Annotated in this window: 18 protein-coding genes, 1 tRNA gene and 2 pseudogenes; 19 read left to right on the top strand and 2 right to left on the bottom strand. The window is 66.1% G+C overall.

The annotated features are described in order from the left end of the window. Window positions 1–16: 16 nt before the first annotated feature. From GA0070611_RS28610 to GA0070611_RS28630, 4 genes are all read left to right on the top strand, one after another. Window positions 17–92, top strand: a tRNA-Lys gene (locus tag GA0070611_RS28610). Window positions 93–513: 421 nt separating this feature from the next. Beyond that, a complete protein-coding gene (locus GA0070611_RS31220; RefSeq protein ID WP_231921254.1) occupies window positions 514–1,368 on the top strand; it encodes a helix-turn-helix domain-containing protein in 855 nt (284 codons plus the stop codon). A gap of 283 nt (window positions 1,369–1,651) precedes the next feature. Continuing rightward, entirely contained in the window at window positions 1,652–2,590 is a 939-nt protein-coding gene (locus tag GA0070611_RS31600) for a hypothetical protein (RefSeq protein WP_197675815.1), read from the top strand. A gap of 352 nt (window positions 2,591–2,942) precedes the next feature. Continuing rightward, window positions 2,943–3,617, top strand: coding sequence for a YdcF family protein (locus GA0070611_RS28630; protein WP_091671347.1), 675 nt, complete (start codon window positions 2,943–2,945; stop codon window positions 3,615–3,617). A 6-nt stretch (window positions 3,618–3,623) separates the two neighbouring features. Here the strand turns inward: GA0070611_RS28630 and GA0070611_RS28635 are convergent, their stop codons facing one another. Next, window positions 3,624–4,850 carry a helix-turn-helix domain-containing protein gene (locus tag GA0070611_RS28635; RefSeq protein ID WP_197675816.1) on the bottom strand — a complete coding sequence of 409 codons (1,227 nt, stop codon included), beginning with the start codon at window positions 4,848–4,850 and terminating at the stop codon, window positions 3,624–3,626. Window positions 4,851–5,220: 370 nt separating this feature from the next. Between GA0070611_RS28635 and amcA (GA0070611_RS31425) the strand changes: the two genes are divergently transcribed. The 6 genes and pseudogenes from amcA (GA0070611_RS31425) to GA0070611_RS28660 form a co-directional block, all read left to right on the top strand. Continuing rightward, window positions 5,221–5,385 (top strand): multiple cyclophane-containing RiPP AmcA, encoded by a 165-nt coding sequence (amcA, locus tag GA0070611_RS31425; protein ID WP_167604477.1) that lies wholly within the window; start codon window positions 5,221–5,223, stop codon window positions 5,383–5,385. Next, a complete protein-coding gene (locus GA0070611_RS28640) occupies window positions 5,382–5,729 on the top strand; it encodes a hypothetical protein (RefSeq protein ID WP_091671350.1) in 348 nt (115 codons plus the stop codon). The genes amcA (GA0070611_RS31425) and GA0070611_RS28640 overlap by 4 nt, the downstream gene beginning before the upstream one ends. Continuing rightward, window positions 5,726–6,862 carry a cyclophane-forming radical SAM peptide maturase AmcB gene (gene amcB, locus GA0070611_RS28645; RefSeq protein WP_091671352.1) on the top strand — a complete coding sequence of 379 codons (1,137 nt, stop codon included), beginning with the start codon at window positions 5,726–5,728 and terminating at the stop codon, window positions 6,860–6,862. The genes GA0070611_RS28640 and amcB overlap by 4 nt, the downstream gene beginning before the upstream one ends. After that, complete coding sequence (gene amcA / locus GA0070611_RS28650; RefSeq protein ID WP_013732934.1) at window positions 6,859–7,041, top strand: multiple cyclophane-containing RiPP AmcA; 183 nt, start codon at window positions 6,859–6,861, stop codon at window positions 7,039–7,041. Before amcB ends, amcA (GA0070611_RS28650) begins: the two co-directional genes overlap by 4 nt. A gap of 65 nt (window positions 7,042–7,106) precedes the next feature. Next, the gene (locus GA0070611_RS28655; RefSeq protein WP_091671354.1) at window positions 7,107–7,769 is read left to right on the top strand and encodes a pentapeptide repeat-containing protein; all 663 of its coding nucleotides are present in this window, start codon (window positions 7,107–7,109) and stop codon (window positions 7,767–7,769) included. Window positions 7,770–7,801: 32 nt separating this feature from the next. Beyond that, a pseudogene (locus GA0070611_RS28660) lies at window positions 7,802–8,353 on the top strand (kinase); the annotation flags it as partial. A gap of 113 nt (window positions 8,354–8,466) precedes the next feature. Here GA0070611_RS28660 and GA0070611_RS28665 read toward each other — a convergent pair. Then, window positions 8,467–8,979, bottom strand: coding sequence for an HAD domain-containing protein (locus tag GA0070611_RS28665; protein ID WP_091673588.1), 513 nt, complete (start codon window positions 8,977–8,979; stop codon window positions 8,467–8,469). Between the two features lie 477 nt (window positions 8,980–9,456). On the opposite strand from GA0070611_RS28665, the pseudogene GA0070611_RS28670 reads away from it, so the two are divergent. The 9 genes and pseudogenes from GA0070611_RS28670 to pglZ form a co-directional block, all read left to right on the top strand. Next, window positions 9,457–10,195 (top strand): annotated as a pseudogene (locus tag GA0070611_RS28670) (replication-relaxation family protein); the annotation flags it as partial. A gap of 664 nt (window positions 10,196–10,859) precedes the next feature. After that, window positions 10,860–11,261 carry a helix-turn-helix transcriptional regulator gene (locus GA0070611_RS28675; protein ID WP_091671359.1) on the top strand — a complete coding sequence of 134 codons (402 nt, stop codon included), beginning with the start codon at window positions 10,860–10,862 and terminating at the stop codon, window positions 11,259–11,261. Continuing rightward, window positions 11,258–12,733: a tyrosine-type recombinase/integrase gene (locus GA0070611_RS28680; protein ID WP_091671361.1), complete on the top strand. Its 1,476-nt coding sequence runs from the start codon at window positions 11,258–11,260 to the stop codon at window positions 12,731–12,733. Before GA0070611_RS28675 ends, GA0070611_RS28680 begins: the two co-directional genes overlap by 4 nt. A 309-nt stretch (window positions 12,734–13,042) precedes the next feature. Next, window positions 13,043–13,243 carry a helix-turn-helix domain-containing protein gene (locus tag GA0070611_RS28685; protein WP_091341912.1) on the top strand — a complete coding sequence of 67 codons (201 nt, stop codon included), beginning with the start codon at window positions 13,043–13,045 and terminating at the stop codon, window positions 13,241–13,243. A gap of 86 nt (window positions 13,244–13,329) precedes the next feature. Further along, the gene (locus GA0070611_RS28690; protein ID WP_231921255.1) at window positions 13,330–13,956 is read left to right on the top strand and encodes a DUF1819 family protein; all 627 of its coding nucleotides are present in this window, start codon (window positions 13,330–13,332) and stop codon (window positions 13,954–13,956) included. Then, window positions 13,953–14,552 carry a DUF1788 domain-containing protein gene (locus GA0070611_RS28695; RefSeq protein WP_231921256.1) on the top strand — a complete coding sequence of 200 codons (600 nt, stop codon included), beginning with the start codon at window positions 13,953–13,955 and terminating at the stop codon, window positions 14,550–14,552. The genes GA0070611_RS28690 and GA0070611_RS28695 overlap by 4 nt, the downstream gene beginning before the upstream one ends. Window positions 14,553–14,557: 5 nt before the next feature. After that, window positions 14,558–18,028: a BREX system P-loop protein BrxC gene (gene brxC, locus GA0070611_RS28700; protein ID WP_091673594.1), complete on the top strand. Its 3,471-nt coding sequence runs from the start codon at window positions 14,558–14,560 to the stop codon at window positions 18,026–18,028. Continuing rightward, on the top strand, window positions 18,028–21,543 hold the full coding sequence (gene pglX / locus GA0070611_RS28705) for a BREX-1 system adenine-specific DNA-methyltransferase PglX (protein ID WP_091671364.1): 3,516 nt from the start codon (window positions 18,028–18,030) through the stop codon (window positions 21,541–21,543). The genes brxC and pglX overlap by 1 nt, the downstream gene beginning before the upstream one ends. Next, complete coding sequence (gene pglZ / locus GA0070611_RS28710; protein ID WP_091671366.1) at window positions 21,536–24,034, top strand: BREX-1 system phosphatase PglZ type A; 2,499 nt, start codon at window positions 21,536–21,538, stop codon at window positions 24,032–24,034. The genes pglX and pglZ overlap by 8 nt, the downstream gene beginning before the upstream one ends. The last annotated feature ends 3 nt before the right edge of the window (window positions 24,035–24,037 follow it).

Genomic DNA, 24,037 nt, shown 5'->3' on the forward strand with positions numbered 1-24,037 from the left:
TCCCCGTTGCCGACGAGCGCCGCTAGCTCAACTGGCAGAGCAGCGGACTCTTAATCCGCGGGTTCGGGGTTCGAGTCCCTGGCGGCGCACCAACGAGCAAGGCCCTGACCTGGTGGTTTACACCGGGTCAGGGCCTTTTTTTGTGTCTGCTGTCGGGTAGTGGTGGCTCGGTGGGTGCTCGGGAGCCGGTGGACCGGGGTGGCGGTGGTGGGACACGGCGCGGTGCTCGGGGACGCCGGTTGGTGGCTGCCGGCGTGGGATGGTCAGGCGGCCGGGGGTCGCGGCAGTCGGTGGTTCCGGATCGGTTTGGAGCCGGGGCCCGGCGATCTTGGCGAACGCGGTATGTCGGGTCCGCGGCTTCCGTCATCAGCTCTTCGGCTGATTTGGTGAACAGTGATCATGGAAAACGTCTCACAAACCCCGTTTTGAGGGTGCGGGAGTTCCCTGGGGCGTCATTGCGGTGCCGGATCGCCAGGATGGTGCGGAGTCGCCGGGGTGGGGGATCATCGATGGGTGGCCGATGGTCGTGAGCTGTCGCCTCGGCGGTGGCGGATCCTGTCGTTCCTGGCATTGCACGGCTGGGCCACCACGAGCGATATCGCGGTGGTGGCGGGGGTGCTGCGGTTGACCGCACATCGGGACCTCACCGGGTTGCACACCATGGGCCTGGTGGGCCGGGAGCGGTCAGCGGAGGACCGGGCGCATGCCTGGTGGTACAGGATCACCGAGGAGGGGACCGAGCTGCTGGATCGTGATCTCGTCTTGTCGGGGCGGCCGGTGCCGTTGCGCCTGGGTCAGCGGGACTGGGGTGCGGCGCACTACCTGCTGTTCCTGCCGCTGCTGGAGGCATCGCGGCAAGATCCGGGCCGGTGTGGGTTGTTCCAGTGGTTGACGACATTAGACACGTCGGTGTGGCTGCGGGAGCGGGGCCTGGCGCATCTACGGGCTGACGGGTACGGAGTGTGGTTGGAGGACGGCCAGTGCCTGCGGTTCCTGGTGCACGTCGATCCCGGCCCGGTGGGCGATGCCATCGCCGAACGTGAGCAGTGCACTGCCGGCCTTGGCAGCATCCTGGCCGGTTACCGGCGTACAGATCCGTTGGTACCGGTCGGTGCGGTGCTGGTCATCGCCCGCGACGCGGCCCGGGAGGCGAACCTGTTGGCTGATCTGGTGGGCCGGCCGTTGCGGGCGCCGATCGCGGTCACCACGGTCGACTTGTTGCACCAGAACTGGCCGCACGAGCAGGTGTGGCAGGTCCCGAGTACGGGCGCCACGCGGCACCGGTTGCTCGACCTCACACTTCCGGCCGAATGCCCGCCAGTTGGTCGACCACGGCCCGTAGGCGGTACTCCGGATGACTTGAAGTAGATGGGACGCCGTGAGGAAGCTGCAGTGTGCCGGCACCGTGGGATTGGCACCGTCAATGATCTAGAACCGGGCAATGCAGCCGTGCATGTTCCCGGATCAGGCGGCGGGCCGTCGTGACGTTCCGTTACCAAGGGGCCGGCGTTGATGGTAACGCGCGTCCGCTTCTGTCGATGTGGGTGCACCCGATCAAGTTCGGGCCAGCGTCAGCGACCAGGCTGGCGGTGGCACCTAGACCGCGGCATGTCGGTCGCGTCGCATAGATCGGGAGCGCTATCGTCTTCCCGTGTCCATGTCTGGCCTCTGGCAGCCGCTGTCCGCTCGTCAAAGCGGAAACCAGCAGTGGAATGAGAGGGTTTCCCCAGCCCTGGCCGCTGAGCTAAGAGAGTGGATCTTCCGTGCCGGTCAGGACGTAGATAGATCGGACCTTGAGCGCGTACCTGTGCTACTCGGGCTGCGTCAGGACTGGGAGCCTGAGCCGTACGACGAGAGCGACCCCCCTTCCTGGCGCGACCGCCGCGTGCGGGTGTCCCACGCCTTGGCCCACGTCGTGCCGGACCGCGCTCTACTCGACTTGGTCGATGCATTCCTGGGTTTGCTTCCTGCCCGCTCGCCCGAGCGGAAAGCCACTGACCCGATGTCGCGCTTCTTTGCGGCGATGGCAGCGATGAAACCCGATCACCGGAAAATCCTCCAGCAGCACCTCGACGACGCCCGGCTGGTCTACGTGATCTCGGAGGACGGATGTCGTCTGGTGCGCCGCACAGATCCGGCAAGTGAACTAGCACTCAGAGATGCGAGTAGTGCGCTTGAACAGATGCCCGCGTCTGGCTCGGCTGTGGACTTCCTACGATCAGCTTGGACCGCGATTAGTGGCCTACACTCGGACGCCCCGCGGGCCTACAGCGACGCGATCAAAGCCGTCGAGGCCGCAGCGCATTCAATCGTGCAGCCCAACAACGCGAAGGCGACCCTTGGCACCATGCTCGGTGAACTCCGGAGCGTGCCCCATCGGTTCACGGCGGACATAGGGCAGCCTGGAACCGCCGCTGGCATCGAAGCAGTTGTTGCAATGATGGACGTGCTCTGGAAGGGGCAGACCTCCCGGCATGGAGGGCAGCGTCCGACGGTGTTGGAGACGGCGGCCCAGGCACGCGCTGCAGTGCATCTCGCCACGACGCTGGTGACATGGTTCGCCGCAGGAGTCGTTCAGCGGCAGCCTTAGGCTGGTGTGTGCGAGACGTGCGAACTCTGCCATCATCCGCGTGGCGGGCGGTTCAGCTGATCAAGGCGGACTGCTACGGGGATTTCTGGCACGTCTTGAATTCCCCGCGTGGCGCTCGTCTGCAAGGTCTGCCACCCGCACAGTTCCCAAGCCAAGACCCGTGCCGTAACCGTCGCGGCGACGGAGGGAGCGGCTGCCGATCACGCTGATGATTTCAGCCCTGCCTGAATGCCCCCCGCTGGGCTGAGGAGGGTGTAGCTGGTCTGGATCGGCCTGGCCTGCCCTACGCTGACGCCATGAGGGAACGGGGCGTGCATCAAACTCCAGCGGTTGCCCTACCTGGCGGGCGCTGATGGATCGGCAGGCCGCGGTGCCGACTTACGTGCTCCCGGACGAGGTCCGGGCTGACGTGGAGACGCTGTGGCGATACCACGACATGCACCACGAGCTGCACCGGTGCGACGTGGGCATCGGGTTGGGCAGCCATGACCTCGGCGTTGCGGTGATCGCAACGCGGCTGTTTCAAGCAGGGCTGTTCCCCTGGATCGTGTTCACCGGTGCGAACGCGCCGACAACAATCGAGCGATTCCCCCGAGGCGAGGCAGTGCACTACCGCGGGTACGCCATCGAGCAGGGCGTACCCGCAGAAGCGATCCTCGTGGAGCCACGTGCCACGAACACCGCCCAGAACCTGGAGTACTCGCGTCAGCTCCTGGCCGAACACCGGATCCCGGTGAAGTCGGTGCTGATCATGTCGCGGCCCTATCAGCAGCGCCGGGCTTACGCCACGTGCAGGCTGATATGGCCGGAGGTCGATGTGGTGTGCGCGTCGAACCCGCTCGAACTGGACGACTACGTGCGCAGCATCGGCGACCCGCGGCGGGTGGTGGACATGCTGGTCGGCGACACGCAGCGGATCGAGGTATACGCCGAGCGCGGGTTCGCGATTCCGCAGGAGATGCCGGACGAGGTACGGGCGGCCTTCGAGCGCCTGGTGGCGGCTGGCTACACGAGCCGGCTGATCTGAGTCCAGCTACCAGCGCGGCCCTCCCGTCCGGACGCCCATCCGGTCGCTGAGTTCGACGGCCAGTCGAGGTGGCCGGGGGCGGGTGAGGATGTCCCGGACGAGGTCGCGGGAGAGCCGGTGGTAGCGCACCTGGTCGGGGCCGATGACCTCGGCGTCCAGAAGCGCGGCGAGCGCGTCGTCGATGCGGTTCCACCGGGCGAGGGCTCGGGCGGTTTCGATGGCGTGGCGAACCTGCCGCTCGACGGGCACGGTGCTGGTGTCGAGTGGGGCGCCGATGGCGATAGCGCGTTGCACGTCGCCGAGTTCCATCGCCACGGTCGTCTTGTGGATCGACACGTTGGTTGGCCCGAATGCGGTCCATACGTGGTTGCCGTCGGCACCGAGCCGCTGCGCGGCGGCATCGGCCTCGGCTATGTGGGTGTCGGCCGAGGTGCGGTCGTCGTCTCGGGCGGCGGCCAGCGCGCAGACGAGGTGCAGGCTCCCGTAGACCGACAGCAGCTGCGGAGTCGGCTTAACGAGGCGTGGTTCCAGGAACTGCGCCGCGGTGGCGGCGAGGCCCCGGGCTTGGGCGTATTCACCGATGGATGCCAGCGAGTGTGCGGCGGAGCGGCTGAGTGAGCCGATGACGACGTGATCGTGGCTGGCGTTGGCGGCGGCCAGGCCTCGGCTGGCGGCGGTCCATGCGAGGTCACCTTCGCCGAGCTTGGTGAGGAACAACGCGGCGAGTTGGTGGGCGTAGGCAGTCATCGCATGCGCGCGCTGGCCGTCGTCGCCGTCGTACGCCTCGGTGGCGGTGAGGCAGTCGTGGATGAGGTAGGGCAGCCGGCGGGCGAGGGTGCCGTACCGGGAGTGCTGGTAGGCGGTCCAGATCTCGGCGACGTCGTTCTCGATCTCGCGCAGGGCAGGTGCCTCGACATCCCCGGAGCTGGCAAGCGTCGGCGCGAGGTGACGATAGTCGTGAAGCGCGGCCCGCAAGGCGGGGATGGTCTCGCGCCCTGAGTCGTCCGACCATTCGAACAGGCTCGGTGCACCGATCAGGTCGCCGAGGGACACGTCGAGGGCCTTGGCGATCGCGCGGATGACCGAGAGCCGGTCCAGGTCGGCCCGGTTCGTCTCGACCTTGCGTAACCACTCCTGCGTCTTGCCGACCAGACCGGCCAGCACCTCCTGGGAGAGCCCTCGCCGACGCCGGTAGAAGGCGACGCGCTGGCCGATCGTCATGTCGTCCGTCATTCCTCGCACACCATCACCCTGCCCGCTGAAGGCCGCCGGACCCGGTACGGATTTTCCCGGTCCTCCGGACGGACCGCCCCTACGTTCAGTTCACCCCGGATCACCGGCGTGTGTCGATGCCGGTGTCAGGGATGACTGACAGGGAGCTGCAGATGGAGGGATCGATGAGCGGCGCACCACACCACGGCTTGGGCCGCTGGCTCGGCCCTTCCGGGAGCGAACTGTCTCGGCGCTTTCCCCGCCTGCATACCGCCATGAGGGCTGCGCGGGTGGGTGATCGGCGGTCTGCTCCCAGCCGCCGCGGTGCGGCGGCGGGCTCGCCCTTCCCCCGGCGAGCCCGCCGCTCATCGTCCCTGGCGGGGGTGGCGGCATGACGGTGTACGTCTCGCGTAACGCCATGGCCGGCCAGTCCCGGCGCCCCGAGCCGAGGGGGACGGCGTCGCCGGGGCAGGTGTGGACCGCTGACCCGCCGCTGCTCACCTTCGTGTGGCGTCGGCTGTTCGAGCAGCAAGCCCGCGAGGGTGATCGGCGGTGACGGGGCCGCAGCGCCGTCTCGCGGCGAACCGGCTCGCGCCAGCCGAGGTGGAACATCTGCCGATGCGCCCGCTGTGGCTGTGCCGCCGGTGCGGTCAGCCGTGGCCTTGTGGCACGGCGAAGCTCGCGCTCCTGGCCGAGTACCGAGAAGTACCGGTAAGCCTGTTCCTCTATCTGGCCGGCTGCCTGCACGACGCGATCGACGACCTGCACCGGCTGAACCCGAGCGTGACGGGCAGCGCAGCCGACATGTTCGACCGGTTCCTTGGCTGGCCTGCCCGCCACACCCACGCCTACCGCGTCAGTACCACCACGGCTGCCAGCATCGAGGAGGCCACCTCGTGAACGGCATCGGTCTCATCAATGCAACCGGTCAACCGGCGATCGCCGGCAGCTTCCACACCCTGGTCGTGCAGCCGACGAGCTTCTGCAACCTCGACTGCACCTACTGCTACCTGCCCGACCGGAAATCCCGGCGCCTGATGAGCGGCGCGGTCGCGCAGGCCTGCGCCGAATCGATCGCCCAGCAGCGCAGCGGTCACCCCGTGAGTGTCGTGTGGCACGGGGGCGAACCCACCGCCACACCCATCGGGCTGTTCCGGGATCTACTGACCCCGTTCGAGGAGCTGCGATGCGCGGGGATGGTGCGTCACGAGATTCAGACGAACGCGACGCTGATTAACCGCCAGTGGTGCGAGCTGTTCACCGCTTACGGGTTCGAGGTCGGGGTCAGCATCGACGGACCGGGCGCGTTGAACCGGAACCGCCTCGACCGGGCCGGCAACCCGACGGACGCCCGAACCCTGCGAGGCATGCAGACCCTGGCCGACGCAGGGGTGCCGTACTCGGTGATCTGTGTGGTCACCCCGGAAACCATCGACCATGCGGGAGCCCTCGGCGACTTCTTCACCGGCCTGCCCGGCTGTCAGTCGGTGGGCTTCAACATCGAAGAGCAGGAGGGCGCCGACCGGGCACCGGTGTCGGAGGATGCGGCGTACCGGTTCTGGCAGCACCTCATCAAACGTCGCGTCGGCGGCAACCCGCTGCGGATCCGCGACGTGGACCGGCTGGCCGACTATCTCGCCGCCACCCGAGCCGGACACGTCGACCACGCGCCGTACGAGCCGATCCCGACCGTCTCCTGGGACGGGCAAGTGGTCCTGCTGTCACCGGAGCTGCTCGGCATCACCGAGCCGCGATACGGCGACTTCATCGCCGGCAACGTCCTCCATCAGCCCATCACCGCCATGCTCGCCCGCGCCGGCGACCTGGACTACGTCGCCGAATTCGTCACGGCCCTCAACGACTGCGCCGACCACTGCGCCTTCTACGACTTCTGCCGGGGCGCCCAGGCCGGCAACCGCTACTTCGAGCACGCCACGTTCACCGCCCGAGAAACGACCTACTGCCGGACCACCCGACAGGCCCTCGTCCGCTCTGCGGCGGACCACCTCACCCCTTACGGAGGAGCACCATGACCAACGCACTCGCGGTCCTCGTCAACGCCGCACCCGAGCAACTCGCCCGCCTCGGCGTCGACCCGCAGCGGTCGGTAGCGTCGATCGACGCGGCGAAGTTCGACAACCGCCCCACATGGGACAACAAGGGTAAGTTCGACAGTCGACCCGGCTGGGACAACTGGAACAAGAAGAAGTAGCCGCCCCCACCACGGGGACGCGCGGGGTGGCGTGCCCACCCCGCGCCCGCACAGGTTGAGGAGACATGCGCACCAGCACGATCGGCGACGTGAAGGTCCTGTTGCCGGACCTCGAACCGGACGACCTCGACACCGCGACGGACTTGGCCGACAGCCTCACCGATGTCCTGGTTGAGGGCGCAGCGTGGCGCGGCGTGCACCTTGAAGAGGCCAGCATCCGCAGCAGCCTGATCACCGGTGTGGACCTGAGCGAGAGCGCGTGGGAAGCCGGCAGCCTCTACGGCTGCGAGATCACCCGCACCGACTTCTCCGGCGCGACCCTGACCGGCATCACCATCGAACGGTGCGCGATCACCGGCTCCCGGTTCACCGGCACCAGACTCACCGACGTACGCCTCAAGGACGTCCTGTTCGACGGTTGCCGCTTCGACTACGCCACCTTCCACCGTGTCACCGCTGCCGGCTCAGTCGCGTTCACCGAGTGCACTCTCACCAACGGCGCGTGGTCGTCCTGCCGACTACCTCGCGTCGCGCTGCGGTCGTGTGAGCTCGCCGGCCTGGAACTGGACTCCTGCCACCTCGACGGCGCCGACCTGCGGGGCAGCCGGCTCCACGGTCTCAAGACGCCGCTGGACAACCTGCGCGGCGTCACCCTCGGCGAGGACCAACTTCCCGACCTCACCCAGCTGACCGTCGCCGCCCTCAACCTCACCGTCCGCAACGACTGAAGCAGAGGAGGCATCGTGGTCGCTAACCCCCCGGCAGCCCGGACACGATCCTCGTCTGCATCCGGGGCAACTCCGGCTCGGGCAAAAGCAGCATCGCCCGGGAGCTGCGGCGCCGGCACGGCCGGGGCTGCGCCCTGGTCGAGCAGGACTACCTACGCCGCATCCTACTGCGCGAGCGGGACCTGCCCGGCGGTGCCGCACTGGCGTTGATCGCGCAGACCGTTCGGTTCGCGCTGGACCACGGCTATCACGTGGTGCTGGAGGGCATCCTGCACAGCAGCCGCTACCGCAGCACGCTGACCGCCCTGCGGAACGGCCACCGCGGCCGGTCGCTGTTCTGCTACCTCGACGTGTCCCTGGCCGAGACCCTGCGCCGGCACCTCACCCGCCCGCAGGCCAGCGAGTTCACCGCCGAGAACATGAGCGGCTGGTACGCCGCCCATGACGTCCTGGGCTGGCCCGACGAACTCGTCCTACCCGAGACCACCGGACTGAACGAGGCCGTCAGGGCCATCGCCGCTGCCGCTGGGCTACCCCAGGCCGGACGCGACGACGACCTGCTTCCGAACATTTCGTCCCCGTAGAGCAGCTAAGCCGGCTACCGGTGTCGCCGTTTCGGCGCACCGTTCGCCAACGTCGGTCCCGGGTGGTCAGACAACTCGTCAAGCACGGCGACTGCGACGGCGTGGAGCTCGCCCTACCGCGCCCGCCGGAGCCAGCTCTCGATGACCGTGAAGTCGTGTTGGGTCAACCCGCGACGGGGATCGACCTGATGCAGCAGGGCCGGGGCGTGGTGATGAGTCGACACCCATTGTTGATCGGCGTGGGAGATCTCGTCGTCGACCCAGACGAAGGGGCGTCCCTGCGCCCATTCGACCAGCCCACGGGTCTTCCAGTGCAGGATGCCGACCTCGTCGGAGACGGGCCAGTCGACGACGGGCAGGGTCGGTAGCCCGAGCCGGGGTGCGAGCACGTCGTTCGCGTCGTTCATCCAGGTTGTCGCCCACACGAGATCACATGGCAGGGCCTCCAGCCGGCGGCCGTGTTCCGGATCGACCTTATGCAGCAGGGGATGGGCGTCAGCTGGTAGGGCCGGTGCCTGGGTGTTGCCATGCGGCACGCCCGGCTGAGCCGCCGTGGGTGTTCCGAGCGGGATGAGGGTGCCGTCCACGTCGAGGAACAGCAACGGACGCGGTGCAGGGGCGGACATGACCGAGAGGCTAGCCCTCGCCCCGCCAACGGCTATCTCCGCGCGCTTGCCCAATGCCATTCGTTTCGCTGCTGTTCCCGGCGGCGGGCAGTCATGTGCCGCTGACCCCGACTGCGGCAGGGGCGGCGCCGGCCTCTCACCGGCCCTTCCGCTTCGGCGCGCTGGGGTGCCCATCCAAGCCATCAGCACCACATCCACACCTCAACTAAGGAGTTTTCGTGCTTTCGTCGAAACCTTCACCTACTGCCGTAGGCATTGGCAGCGATGAGTTCCGGCTTGATCCCCGTTCGGGGGTCGGGCTTGGCGTCAGCGTTGACGTCAGCCTTCAGCCGGACCTCCGAACCGACCCCCCGTCTCCTCTCACACCGCAGGTCAGGCTGGCTGTCAGTGTCGTCGGCTTGTCCTGCGACAGACCCTCCCGGTCTCGGGTCTCTCCCCAAGGGACCGGCATCCGCATCAGGAAGGAGGTGGTGACCGGTGGATGATCCGGTCCTTCGGGTCCAGTCCCAGCTGACCGGCCGTGACCGTCTGCTGCTGGGCTGGTTGTACGACCACGGCGTGTTGACGTCGTTCCAGATCGCGACCGCCCTGTTCCCGTCCCTCGACTTCTGTCAGCGGCGGCTGCGGACCCTGTACCGGCTGCGCCTCGTCGCTCGGTTCCGGCCGCAGCGGGCCGACGGCGGCTCGTACCCGTATCACTACGTCATCGACCAGCTCGGCGCCGAGGTCGTCGCCGCAGCCCGGGACGAACGTCCGCCGCGGCGGGATCACGCCCGGGTGGAGCGGCGGCGGTGGACCTCGACCCGTACCCTCGCCCACCGCCTGGGGGTGAACGGCTTCTTCACCGACCTGGCCGGGCACGCCCGCACCCACCCCGGCGCCGCGCTGACCGAGTGGCTGCCTGAGGCGGCATGTCAGCGCGCTGGAACGTTCCTACTGCCGCAGGATCCGGCGCTGTTGCGGGCGTACCAGCCGCGGGTCCGCCCGGACGGCTACGGCCGCTGGGTGGAGGACGGTGTGGAGGTGCCGTTCTTCCTGGAGTACGACACCGGCGGCGAACAGCTGTCGATCCTGGCCGGCAAGCTGGCGGGCTACCGGGAGTTGTTTGGGACGGTCCGGCGGGCGTGGCCGGTGCTGTTCTGGCTGCACTCGGCCGCCCGGGAGCGCAACCTCCGCCGCGTCCTGCGCCGTCACGCTGTCCCTGACGGCGCAGGTCGTCGAGGCCGAACCCTCGGTCATCGGCTGGGTCGCCGCCGCCGTACCCGCGCTCGGGTTCCTCGTCATGGTCAAGGTCGCCCTCGGCCGGACCAGCACCGCGGCCCCAACACAAACCAAAGCCGCGTCCGCCGCGCCCGAACCGCCGATCCGCATCCCGCGGAGCGGCCCGGACAGCGGACCGGACGGGGCAATCCGGTCCGCCGCGACGGTAGGGGAGGAGCGGTCCACCTCCCGGACCGTCCAGGACGCTCGACGCCGGAGCCGCGGACGGAACCAGGGCACACGGGCGGACCGGGGACGGTCCGCGCAGCCGTCCGGCGATGCGGCCGAGCTGCTGCCGGCGGCGCGGCACGTTCGGAACCGGCTCGCCGCGGACGGACAACCACTGACCCGCGCGGCGCTCGCCGAAGCCCTCCGCGCATCCGGCAACACCGTGTCTAACACCCGCCTGTCCGAACTCCTTAAAACCCTCAAGACCGAGCCGCCGGTACCACCCGGGCTGCTCGCCGACCCGGTCACGCCGACCGACCCGCCGCCCTCGCCTCTGCCACCGGACGGGCGCGGCGGCGGCACGGCCAGCAACCCCACGCCGGCCACCGCTGGCGGGATCGCCCCGCTCGTACCGCACGACCACCCCTCACCCGACCAGGAGAAGCTTGATCATGAACAGCCACTCGAACCCCGTTGACCAGACCACCCACACCACAACCGACACCGCGGACACGCCCGCCGTCGAGGACGTGTGGACCGTTGAGCGTATTCGCGCGCTCGGTGTCACCACCACCCTCGCCACCACCGCGTCGGTGCTCGGGATCAGCCGATCCCAGGCGTACCGGCTCGCCGCCACCGGCCAGTTCCCGCTACCGCTGATCCGGGCCGGAGGCCGCATCATCGTCCCCGTCGCCGCCCTCCTCCACCTTCTCCAACCCGATCCCGCCGTGACCGGCGCCGGACGACTTGATGCCGGCGGGAAGGTGAGCGTGGATGCGACGACCCCGCCACCAGCGGATTCCACCCGACACCGCTGGCGGCACCCCCTGGAGCATCCGGGAGACGACGAGTGAAGGGATCCACCTTCAAACGCTGTAGTTGCCGTGACAGCGTCACGGGTCGGCGACTGGGACGTACCTGTCCCCAGCTACGCCGGCCCGGCGGCGGCTGGTCCCGCACCCACGGCCACTGGCACTGGCAGATCGAAATCCCCGCCCGCGCCGACGGCACCCGCCGCACCCTCCGCCACGGCCCCTACCCCACCCAAGCCGACGCCGATATCGTCCTGGACCGGATCCGGGCTGCGCTCGCCGTCCCCGACCCCACCGACCCCCACACCACCGTCAAGACCGGCGATCTCATCGAAACCGCCGTCAAAACCGGCGCGCCCGTCCCCAGCCCAGAGCAGGTCCGCCGGGCGCTGCACCTCGACATCACCCCCACCGAACTCCCGACGATGGAGGTGTATCTGACCGACTGGCTCGCCGGGCGCCGGAACATTAAGGCCGGAACCCTGCGCTCCTACGAAGGGCATATCCGCCTGTACCTGATCCCGCACCTCGGGCACCTGCGCATCGATCGGGTCCGCCCCGGTCACATCGACGCCATGTACGACGCCATCGCCGAACGCAACACCACCATCGCCACCCTGCGCGCCAGCCGCAACCCCGCGAAGCGCGACCAGGTCAAGAATCAGCGGATCGTCGGCAACCGGACCTTGCACGTCATCCACGCGACCCTGCGCAAGGCCCTCAACGACGCGATGCGCCGCCACCGCTACATCGACACCAACCCCGCCCTCATGGTCGAACTACCTACGGCCCGAGCACCCAAGCCCACCATCTGGACCGATCAACGGATCCGCACCTGGCGGGACACCGGCAAGTCGCCCAGCCCGGTGATGATCTGGACCCCCGAACACACCGGCAGATTCCTCGACCACACCCACGACGCCGGCGACCGGCTCTACGCCCTCTACCACCTCATCACCTTCACCGGCCTCCGCCGAGGCGAAGCCTGCGGCCTCCACTGGGACGACCTCGACCTCGACGCCCACACGCTCACGGTCCGCTGGCAACTCGTCCAACACGGCTGGGCCACCGCCATCGACACCCCCAAAACCACCGACAGCGAAGCCGCAGTCGCCCTCGACACCGAAACCGTCGCCGTCCTGCGCGCCCACCGCGCCCGGCAACACCGTGAGCGCCTCGCGGCCGGTCCCGCCTGGACCACCACCGGGCTCGTGTTCACCACACCCACCGGTGGCCGGCTTCACCCCGCCGACGTCACCGACCACTTCCACCATCTCGCCACCCAAGCGGGGCTGCCGCCCATCCGACTTCATGACCTTCGGCACGGTGCCGCCACCATGGGGCTCGCCGCCGGCGTCCAGATGAAGGTCATCTCCAACAGACTCCGCCACTCCAGCCCACACTTCACCGCCAAGTTCTACGGCGACGTTCTTCCGGAGCTGTCCCACGCCGCTGCAGAGGCCACGGCGGCTGTGGTAATCCGACGCCGATCCGCCGGAACGCAGCCGGCATAGACTTACGTCTGCCTGGTCTCACTCGAGGGGAGCCTGCAGGGAGCGATCCGAGCTCAGGGCGCAACGCCTGTTCGCCGCCGGCTACCGGCCACGGCCACGTGTGCTCGCGTCCAAGCGCCCCGCCTCAGCTTGGTACCCCTCGCTGCACTCCAAGGTAATGCCAAGGTCGGTCGGGGTGGGATGAGTGGCCGACCGCCCGGCTTGATCCGGCCATAACCCGCTAGAACAGGTGTAGACCGGCCTTCGTGCCCCCGGATAGGGTAGGCGTCCTCGCCGCGCTTCTCGGTGGCTGTCGACTGGAGGTCTACCTTGGCTGAGCCCTGGCTGTCCGCCGACGACATCGCTGCCCACCTTGGCGTCACGAAAGACACGGTCTACGCGTGGATCGCCGAGAAGGGCATGCCAGCCCACAAGCTCGGCCGGCTTTGGAAGTTTCAAGCTAGCGACGTCGATGAGTGGGTGCGCGGCGGTGGCGCCGCCTCGTCGGGTGCCGATACGCGACCGGACTGACCCCTTGGCGCGACCAGTCGACCGCCGGAAGTGTCGGTGGGTTGCCATATCCTGAACGACTTGCCTGGAACTGGAAGGAGGTGCCCGTGAGTGAGGCCGCCACTACTAAGCGCTACAAGCTGTCCTTCACTAGCGGTGCTCTCCTCATGCGAGAGGCGGTGATCGCCGCACCGCTGTATCTGCGTGAACGTGACTGGTCCAAGGTGCGCGCGTTGATCGAGGGCGACAACCTCCTGCAAGCCCGCACGGTTGCGTCGGGGCAGCGCTTCGCACGCGAGGTTGTGCAGCGACTTGCCGTACTCGCCGATGACGAGATCGAGCTGCTCATCGAGGCGTCGGCCACCGAACGTGGATACCTGCTGTGGGCGGCTGCCTGCCGTCGCTACGACCTGATCGGCGAGTTCGCCGAGGAGGTCGTGCGCGAGCGGTTCCTCCTGTTGACCTCGACGCTCACGTACGAGGACTTCGACAGCTTTGTCCGGACTAAGGCGCTGTGGCACGAGGAGCTTGCCCAGATCAAGGACTCGACGCTGCAGAGGCTGAGGTCAAACGTGTTCAAGATGCTGCAGGAGGCCGAGTTGCTGTCGGAGGCGCGCTTCATCACGCCTGCCGTGTTGTCCGAGCGGGTTGCCGCCGTGCTCAGGGCTCGCACACCGAGCGATTTGCGGTTCTTCCCGACCCAGCAGACCGAAGGGCTGGGGGGCGCGCTGTGATCCCGAAGACTCTCCCTGAGCAGGAGGAGCACCTGTTCGCGGTGCTCAGCGGCCGACGCTTCCTGCAGATGGAGGGCCTGAGCAACGAGGTTCCGTTCTTCATCTACCCGTATCCGCCCGAGGATGCGCTCGCCGTAGCGACGGCCAAGAAGCGGATCAAGAACCGGCTGTCCAACGCTGGCGTCGCCGTCTTCGAGATCAACCTCTACGACCTGTCGGTCGAGCTGCTCAAGGAGCGGGGTGTCTGGGGCCGGGTCCTGGCCATCGAGCCGGATCAGGACAAAGCTGACTTTCGCGAGATGCTCCAGGGGATGCTCGATCCGCAGCTGCATATCGCCCCGGCGATCCGTGACCGGCTTGCGCAGGTCGACTTCGACATCTTCTTCCTGACCGGGATCGGCGAGGTCTTCCCGTTCATCCGTTCGCACAACGTGCTGAACAACCTGCAGTCGGTGGTCAAGGGCAAGCCGATGCTCATGTTCTTCCCGGGCCGTTATGAGCAGTCCGACACGTTGGGCTCATCGCTCGTGTTGTTCGGCCGGCTCAAGGACGACCAGTACTACCGAGCCAAGAACATCCTGGAACAGGAGGCGTGAGCTCGATGCAGCTCAGCGAGATCTTCGCCAAGGACATCCAGCGTCCGATCGAAGGCGTCATCAAGGCTGATGACGTCGCGCACCTGAGCACCGAGGTCGACGAGTACGTCTTAACCAACGAGGCTGCGAAGAGCCTGGAGATCCTCCTCGAGGAGTACACCTCCTACACCAACGCCAACGGCGTGTGGATCTCCGGCTTCTTCGGCTCCGGTAAGTCGCACATGCTCAAGATGCTCGCCCACCTGCTGGGGGACGTCGAAGGCCAGGACTACCCGCGCCCGAACGTTTCTGAAAGCTTCCGGGCCAAGACGCCGGATGCCTTCCTGCCCGGCTTACTCAACAAGGCCGACCGCATTCCGGCCAAGAGCCTGCTGTTCAATATCGACCAGAAGGCCACCCTGATCAGCAAGGACCAGACCGACGCCCTGCTGAAGGTGTTCGTCAAGGTCTTCGACGAGAGCCGCGGCTACTACGGCAACCAGGGACACGTCGCCCGCTTCGAGCGCGACCTGGACAACCGCGGACAGTACGACGCGTTCAAGGAGGCGTTCGAGCGCATCGCAGGCATCCCCTGGACGCAGGGCCGCGAGCAGAGCGCGTTGGAAGGCCCGAGCATCGACCGGGCCTTCGCCGCGGTAAACGGTGCGACGGCCGACGGCATCATCAAGCAGTACAGCGCCTCGTACTCGGTCTCGATCGAGGACTTCGCCGACGAGGTCAAGGCCTGGCTCGACAAGCAGAGCGACCCGAACTTCCGCCTCAACTTTTTCGTCGACGAGGTCGGCCAGTTCATCGGCTCCGACACCAAGCTGATGCTCAACCTGCAGACCATCGCGGAGTCGCTCAACACTAAGTGCGCCGGCCGCTCGTGGGTGTTCGTGACCTCTCAGGAGGACATGGAGAAGGTCATCGGCGACCGCACCAAGCAGCAGGGCAACGACTTCTCCAAGATCCAAGCCCGGTTCAAGACCCGCCTGAAGCTCACCAGCGCCGACGTCGAGGAAGTCATCCGAAAGCGTCTGCTGGAGAAGAACGACGCGGGTGTGGCTGCGCTGAGCAAGATCTATTCAGACCAGCACGCCAACTTCAAGACGCTCTTTGACTTCGTCGACGGGGCCAAGACCTACCGCAACTACACCGACGAGGCGCACTTCGTCGGGACCTACCCGTTCGTCAGCTACCAGTTCCCGCTGTTCCAGGCCGCGATCGAGGGCATCTCAGAGCACAACGTCTTCGAGGGGCGCAACAGCTCGGTCGGTGAGCGGTCCATGCTCGGCGTCGTCCAGCAGGTCGCCAAGGACATCGGCAACGTCGACGTCGGCCAGCTCGCGACCTTTGACAGCATGTTCGCCGGCATCCGCGCCTCGCTGAAGTCCGCCGCCCAACGTTCGATCGACGTTGCCGAGCGCAACCTCGACAACCAGTTGGCGGTCCGGCTCCTCAAGGCGCTCTTTCTCGTCAAGTACGTCGAGAGCTTTCAGGCGACCCCGCGCAACCTCACGGTGTTGGTGTACGACCGCTTCGGCCTCGACCTTCCCGCCTTGTCCGAGGAGGTGAAGGAAGCGCTGACCCTGCTGGAGTCGCAGACCTACATCCGGCGCAACGGCAACGCGTACGAGTACCTGACCAACGAAGAGCAGGTCATCGAGGAAGAGATCAAGAACGTCGACGTCGACGCCTCCGAGGTCAGCGGCCGACTGGTCAAGATCCTGTCCGGCGATGTCATCAAGACCAACAAGATCCGCTATGCCAAGAACGGACAGGACTTTCCCTTCGGGTTCAAGCTCGACGACCAGGCTCATGGCGCTCAGCGGGAGGTGGCGGTCCACTTCATCTCGCCGGAGTACCCGTACTCTCCTGAAGAGATCCGAATGCACAGCGCGGGCAAGGATGAGCTGCGCGTCATCCTCGACCCGGACGCCCGGGTGCTGTCGGACCTGCGGCTGCTGATCAAGACCGAGAAGTACATCAAGCGCAAGCAGGGCACCTCGATCTCCGTGATCGAGGACCAGATTCTGCGCTCCAAGGGTGCGCAGAACATCGACCGGGAGAAGGAGCTCATTCAGCGGGTGCGCGGCTCGGTCGGCAAGGCCACCCTGGTTATCAACGCCGCGGACATCACCTCAAGCTCCCAGGACGCGCTCATCCGGGTGACCGATGGCTTTCAGGATCTCATCAGCCGCACCTACACTCAGCTCAAGCTGCTCGGCGGCGTCACCTTCAGCGAGCAGCAGATCGCCTCGGCCGCGAACCCCGGCAGCGGCCTGTTCGAAGCCGGCACCTTGACAAAGCTTCCTGCGGAGGAGGTGCTGTCGTTCGTCCTTCGCAAGGAGGCGCTCGGCGAGCAGGTCACGGTCAAGACCGTCGTCGACAGCTTCACGGCCAAGCCCTACGGCTGGGACCTGGCCTCGATCGAGGTTCTGATCGCGTACCTGATTGGCGCGTCCAAGGCCACGTTGACCGTCGATGGCAACGTCCTCAAGCGGTCTGAGGTCGCCACAGCGCTGCGCAACACCCAGAAGCACGCCCACGCTGTGGTGTCGCCGCAGAAGACCTTCGACGAGCGCAAGGTGTCCGCCTTCCGCAAGTTCTGCACTGACTTCTTCGACGAAGCCAACGCGCCCAAGGATCCGCTGGAGCTCGCCCGGCACGGCGCCGACAAGCTGAGGGGCAAGCGCGACGAGCTCAAGGCGACCACGACGGGGTCCAAGTACCCTTTCGTGAGCCAGCTCTCCGCGCCGATCGAGCTGCTCGACCAGGTGGTCGGCAAGCCCGACGACTGGTACCTGGCCGACTTCAACCTTGGCGACGACCTGCTCGACGCCAAGGAGAGCACCATCGATCCGATCCAGGCGTTCCTCAGTGGTGGCCAGAAGCTCATCTACGACGAGGCCGCCGACCTGCTGACCACTCACAGCAGCAACCTTGGCTACCTTCCGTCCGACAGCGACGTCACGGTTCGGACGGCGCTGGACGACCCGAACGCCTTCCGCGGCAACAAAATGGCCCAGCTCAAGCAGGCTACCGACCGGCTGCGCGCCCAGATCGACGAAATCATCGCCAGCAACCGCACCGACGTCATCGAGGCGATCGAGGGACGTAGGGCCGAGATCGAAGCGAGCGCCTTCTACGCCAAGGCGATACCGGACGCCCAGGAGAGCGTGCTGCGCCGGGTCGACCAGACGATCTCCCGTGTCCGTACCCAGAACCAAGTCGCGCTCATCCGCGAGACCGGCTCGAGCTTTGAGGAGACCGTCTACCCGGCTCTGCTCGACCAGCTGGCCGCCTCACAGCAGGGAGACGGCGACGCTGATGGCGGTACGCCGCCGCCGAAGCAGACCGTGTCGGTTAAGACGATCTCGGCCACGGGCGTTTCCGGGGTGCTGGAGACGGAGGAGGACGTCGACCACTACCTCGACGCCCTGCGCACGGCACTCGTCCAGACCCTGAATGACGGAAAGCGAATCTCTCTCTGATGGAAACCGGACCGCTGAAGTCGTTCGCCGCCTGGGCGCGTACGGCGCTCATCCGTGAGGTGACCGCCCGTATCGCCGTTGTGCTGGCCCCTGCCTCGCCCGAGCGGGTGGAGCAGCCTAAGGTCGTCGAAGCCCTGGAAAAGGCCGTCAACGCAGCCGGTGGCGGCGACAAGGGCAAGGCAGCTGTCGCCGACCGGGTCGCCTACACCTGGTTCAACCGTATCATCGCCCTGAGATTCATGGACGCCAATGGCTATACTGGCATCTGCGTCGCCTCCCCGCAGGCCGGCGTCGAAAGCGGTCAGCCAGAAATCCTCGCCGGAGCCAAGCGCGGCAACATCGACGCTACGGTCGTCGGCACCAAGACCCGCGAGACGGTGACGGGTCTGCTCAACGGCACCCGTCGCAGCGAAGACCCTCAGGGCGAAGCCTACGCCCTGCTGCTCGCAGACTATTGCCGCTACTGGAACCGTGCCATGCCGTTCATGTTTGAGCGGAAGGGTGATTTCACCGAGCTGCTCATCCCCGCCAACCTGCTGGCGGACGACTCGGTACTCAACCGGGCTGCCAAGGTCCTGACAGCCGACGTCTGCCAGGACGTCGAGGTCATCGGCTGGCTATACCAGTTCTACATCTCGGAGCGGAAGAACGAGGTCTTCGCCGGGTTCAAGAAGAATAGGAAGGCCGGCGCTGACGAGATCCCCGCCGCCACCCAGCTCTTCACGCCGCATTGGATCGTCCGCTATCTCGTCGAGAACTCACTCGGCCGACTCTGGTTGCTCAACCGGCCGTCCTCCGGTTTGGTGAACCAGATGGACTACTACATCGCCCCGGTCGAGGAGGAGACCAACTTCGTCAAGATCACCAAGCCCGAAGAGCTGAAGGTCATCGATCCGGCCTGCGGGTCGGGGCACATGCTCACCTACGCCTTCGATCTCCTCTACGCCATTTACGAGGAGGAGGGGTACGGCCCGGCTGACATCCCCGGGCTGATCCTCGCCAACAACCTGTACGGCACTGAGATCGACCCGCGAGCAGGAGCGCTCGCCGCGTTCGCACTCACGATGAAGGCCCGTGCAAAGCAGCGGACCTTCTTCAACAAACAAATCGAGCCCAACATCCGAGTGATCGACCCGATCTCGTTCGGACCGGATGAGCTCGACTTCTTGGTTACTCGTGGAGGGGACCGTCACGAGGAGATCGCCTTCTGGAACCAGTTCGCCGTGGCAAACACCTTGGGCTCACTCATTCAGCCCGATCCCGACGTCACGGCTCGACTGGCGCGTCACCTGGAGACGCTCGACGACGGTGGCGACATGCTCAAAGCCGAGGCAACCGAGCGGGCGCATAGAGTGGTCAGGCAGGCTATTTCTCTCAGTTCCGGCTACTCCGTGGTGGTCGCAAACCCGCCGTACATGGGATCGAACAACATGGGCGAGACCTTGTCGGGGTGGCTGGCTGACAACTATCCGCTGAGCAAGGCCGACCTGATGACCGCGTTCATGGAACGGGCCGCGGCGTTAACCGCGCGAGGCGGTTATTGGGGAATGATCAATCTGCCTTCCTGGATGTTCTTGACCTCGTTTGAAGGTCTGAGGCGTTCTCTGCTTCGAGCGCAGCGCTTTGAGTCGCTCTTGCACCTTGGGCGTGGGGTCTTCGGCTCCGACTTCGGATCAGTGGCCTTCGTCGCGGGCAATTTACCGCATGTGGCCGGTCATCACGGCGTTTATCGCCGACTCTTCGAGGAGCATGTTGACGTTCGATCGGTTGAAAAAATTCGGGCCCTGTTCTTGGACCCGAACTACGGCTCCTACCGGGCCGACCAGGAGGACTTCCTTGAGGTGCCGGGTGCTCCAATCGCCTACTGGTTGAGTGAAGCCTTTCTCGCAACGTTTGAGAGCCTGCCAGCGCTGTCCCAAATTGCCACGCCGAAGCAGGGGCTTGCCACCGCTAACGATGGCCTGTTCCTCAGGTATTGGTATGAGGTGAGCGACAGCAAGCTCGGCAAAGGGTTTCCGAACCGGCGTGAGGCGGAGGCATCCCGCCTCAAGTGGTTCCCATTCAATAAGGGCGGAGCCTTCCGGCGTTGGTACGGCAATATCGAGCATGTCGTCAACTGGGAGCGCGACGGACACGAGATCCGCACTACGACGGGTGAGAATGGCCGAGTCCGAGCACGCCCGCAGAATCTGGACTACTACTTCCAACCTGCGGTCACATGGTCGAATGTGAGCTCGGGCGCGCCAGCGTTTCGAGCCGTAGACGCCGGCGTGATCTTCGGGCACGTAGGGCAGAGCTTGTTTGGTAGTGAACGGGCTCGGATCGCCTCTCTGGGAATTCTGAACTCGACAGTCGCATCCAAGGCGTTGGAGGTGCTGGCTCCAACGATCCATTACGAGGTCGGCTCTATCGCCAAGGTTCCGATCGACCTCGCGTTGGCGGAGTCACTTGAGCCGTTGGTCGAGAGGCTTGTCGAGATCTCCCGACGGGACTGGAATTCCCAAGAGACTGCGATGGAGTTTGACGGTTCGAGTTGGCTCGGCTGTGGGGACGGAGGGTTACTAAGTGACGTTATCGCCCGTGGATTCGACGACTGGATGGCACTGACTGAGGAGGTTCGAGCGAAGGAGATCGAACTCAACCATGTTGTCGCGAAGGCGTATGGCCTTGATGGAGAGGTTTCGTCTGCTGTCGGGATCGACCGTGTCTCACTAACAAACAACCCGTGGTTTCGCTTCGAGAATTTCAGCATCCCCACCGAGGCGCGCCGCGCATATGAGAGGACGACAGCTGGCGACCTTGTGTCCTATGCCGTCGGCTGTATGTTCGGGCGCTACAGTCTTGACGAGCCGGGGCTGGTCCTCGCGGACCAAGGCACGACGTTGCAGGACTACCTCGTGAAGGTGCCGACGCCGACCTTCGTGCCGGACGCCGACAACGTTATCCCGATCGTCGATGGCGACTGGTTCGGGGACGACGTCGTGGAACGCTTCCGCCAGTTCCTCCGCGCTGCCTTCGGCGAGCAACACTTTGAGGAGAACCTGCGGTTCGTCACCGAATCGCTCGGTGTGAAGAACCTGCGGGACTACTTCGTGAAGTCCTTCTATAAGGATCACATCCAGCGGTACAAGAAACGCCCGATCTACTGGCTCTTCTCCAGCCCCAGGGGCTCGTTCAACGCGCTCATCTACATGCACCGCTACACGCCCTCCACGGTCTCGACGGTGCTCAACGAGTACCTGCGCGAGTTCACGGCCAAGTTGACCTCCAGCCTCCAGCAGCAGGAGCGCCTCGCCGCTGGTGGCGGGACGCCGCGTCAGCAGGCGGCCGCCCAGAAGGAGGCTGACCGGCTCCGCAAGGTGCTGCTGGAGCTCGAGGAGTACGAGCACGACGTTCTGTACCCGCTGGCCTCTCGGCAGCTCTCGATCGACCTGGACGACGGTGTGAAGGTGAACTACCCGAAGTTCGGCGCCGCGTTGAAGAAGATCCCCGGCCTTGAGGCAAGCGATGAGTGACGTTGCCACAGTCCGCCCACACCTGGAGCGGTGGTTCGAGACCCGCCGGGTCGTCTTCTGGCACGACCCGGACGGCCAGTACGCCGTCGACCTGGACGGTCTCGCGCTGCCGGGTGTCCAGACGATCCGGGTCGCCAACGAGGAGTTCGGTATCAAGAACCGGCTCCTGCACGACGAGCCGACGAGCAAGTTCCTCGTGTACCGCTCCGGTCAGGTGCCGACGGGCATCGGGAACTGGCTGCTTGATCTCGAGCTTGCCTACGGAGTCTTCACGGCCGATCGCACCGCCCTCGTTGCGCAGGATCTCGGCCTCACTGGCATGGGCATCGACGAGGTCGTCGAGACACACGAGAAGTTCTTCAACGCGACCAAACGCGTCCAGAGCCTCAAGGTTCTGCTGAGTCCGGAGGACGATTCCACCGACCTGCGCGCCAAGATGACCGCGGTGCTGCTTGGTCTCAAGGACTCCCACAGCCTGCTGGAGATCACCCGCACGCTGCTCACGGAGAACGCTCGAGGGCTCCGCGCGAAGTACGACGCGCTCGTCGATTTCGGCCTCGACGGATTCTACTGGCGCGGCGTCGCCAGTATCTACGGCTACGAGTCGGCCTCGCCGGGCATCGACGATCTGGTGCTGTGGATCTTCCGCAAGGCCATCGGCGGGTTCAAGTCTGACCGGCCGGGTGGCCTGCAAAACATCCAGCTCGACTTCGCAAGCCTGCGCAACGACCGGCGCAGCGAGGAGGCGCTCGCCACGCTCGCCAAGCGCGCGGCACGTGACCTCGATTACGCCTCGATGATCGAGGATGCGAGCTTCCGTGATCTGGTGGCAGTCGACCTGTTCGAGGAGACGGACCAGAAGATCATCAGCGACCTGTCGCGTGCCGTGGCCGAGCAGATCGTCACCCCGCGCGAGGTCGCCGAGGTCGTGCGGGCGCGGCAGAGCAGCGTGTGGATCGACGGTTACCGGCAGCTTTACACGGCGGTCGTCAGCGCCTCCGAACTGCTGGGCGAGCTTTCCTCGCTGGATCTTGGGATGCAATCGTTCGACGACGGGCTGGAGCACTACCGCCGGAAGTGGTTCCGCATCGACCAGCTGTACCGGCAGTTCGTCTATGCGGCACGTACGGCCGAGTACCCGAAGCCGCTCGAAGCACTGCGCGAGCAGGTCGAGAAGCGTTACACCAACAAGTTCGTCTACGAACTGGGCAATGCCTGGCAGCAGCAGGTGGATCAGGTCGACAGGTGGCGCTCGACCGCACTTCGCTCGCAGACGGGCTTCTACGCCGGCTACGTGGAGCCACTCGTGCGCGACGGCGACAAGAAGGCCGTCGTCATCATCTCCGACGCGCTCCGGTACGAGGTGGCCGATGAACTCGGCTCACGCATCCGGCAGGAGGACCGCTTCGACGCCACACTCGACGCCGTCCTCGGAGTGTTGCCGAGCTACACCCAGCTCGGGATGGCGGCGCTTCTGCCGCACTCGACGCTCAAGCACTCCGCCGATGCCAAGACCGTGCTCGCTGACGGCCAGCCGACGAACGGCACCGTCTTCCGCGGAAAGATCCTCGAGAGCATCGGCGGCGCAGCTATCCAGGCCGAGGACTTCAAGGCCCTGAACGCCGACGAGCGGCGCGAGGTTTACAAGGCCAACCGAGTCTTGTACGTCTACCACGACCGAATTGACGCCACCGGCGACAAGCCCGGCACCGAACGGCAGGTGTTCGAGGCCGTCGAGGACACGCTGCGTGACCTCGTCGACCTCGTGAAAAAGCTGGCCAGCGCTAACGCCACAAACATCTTCATCACGGCTGACCACGGTTTTCTCTTCCAGGACGAGGCTCTTGCCGGCACGTTTTTTCTGTCCACCCAGCCGCAAGGCGACGACATCAAAGCCGTCAACCGACGGTACGTGCTGGGGCGCGGCCTCAAGGTCGACAACGCCTTCGCGACCTTCGATGCCGCCCAGCTCGGGCTCCAGAGCGACCTCGAGGTGCAGATCCCCAAGTCGATCCACCGACTCCGCCTCGCTGGCGGGGGATCACGGTTCGTCCACGGTGGGGCGACGCTCCAGGAGATCGTCGTCCCCGTGCTGGCCATCAACAAGAAGCGCAAGAGCGACACCAGACTGGTCAACGTCGAGGTGTGGCCTGAGTCCGACAAGATCACGACGGGGCAGGTCGTCGTCCGACTGTTTCAGTCCGAGCCGGTCACCGACAAGGTCCAGCCACGTACGCTCCGGGCCGGGCTCTACGTCGGCGAGACCCTGATCTCGAGTCTCGCCCACCTAACCTTCGACCAGATCTCGGCCGACAAGCGAGACCGGTACCAGAGCGCACGGATGCTGCTCAGTCAGGACGCCAACGGCTACAACAACCGTGCCGTCGAGTTCCGCCTGGAGGAGCGCATCCCCAACACCAACCAGTGGCGCGTCTACGCGAAGGCGATCTACATCCTGAAGCGTTCGTTCGCATCGGACTTCGACTTCTAAGGG

The sequence above is a fragment of the Micromonospora auratinigra genome (genome assembly GCF_900089595.1).
In the GTDB taxonomy this organism is placed as follows: domain Bacteria; phylum Actinomycetota; class Actinomycetes; order Mycobacteriales; family Micromonosporaceae; genus Micromonospora; species Micromonospora auratinigra.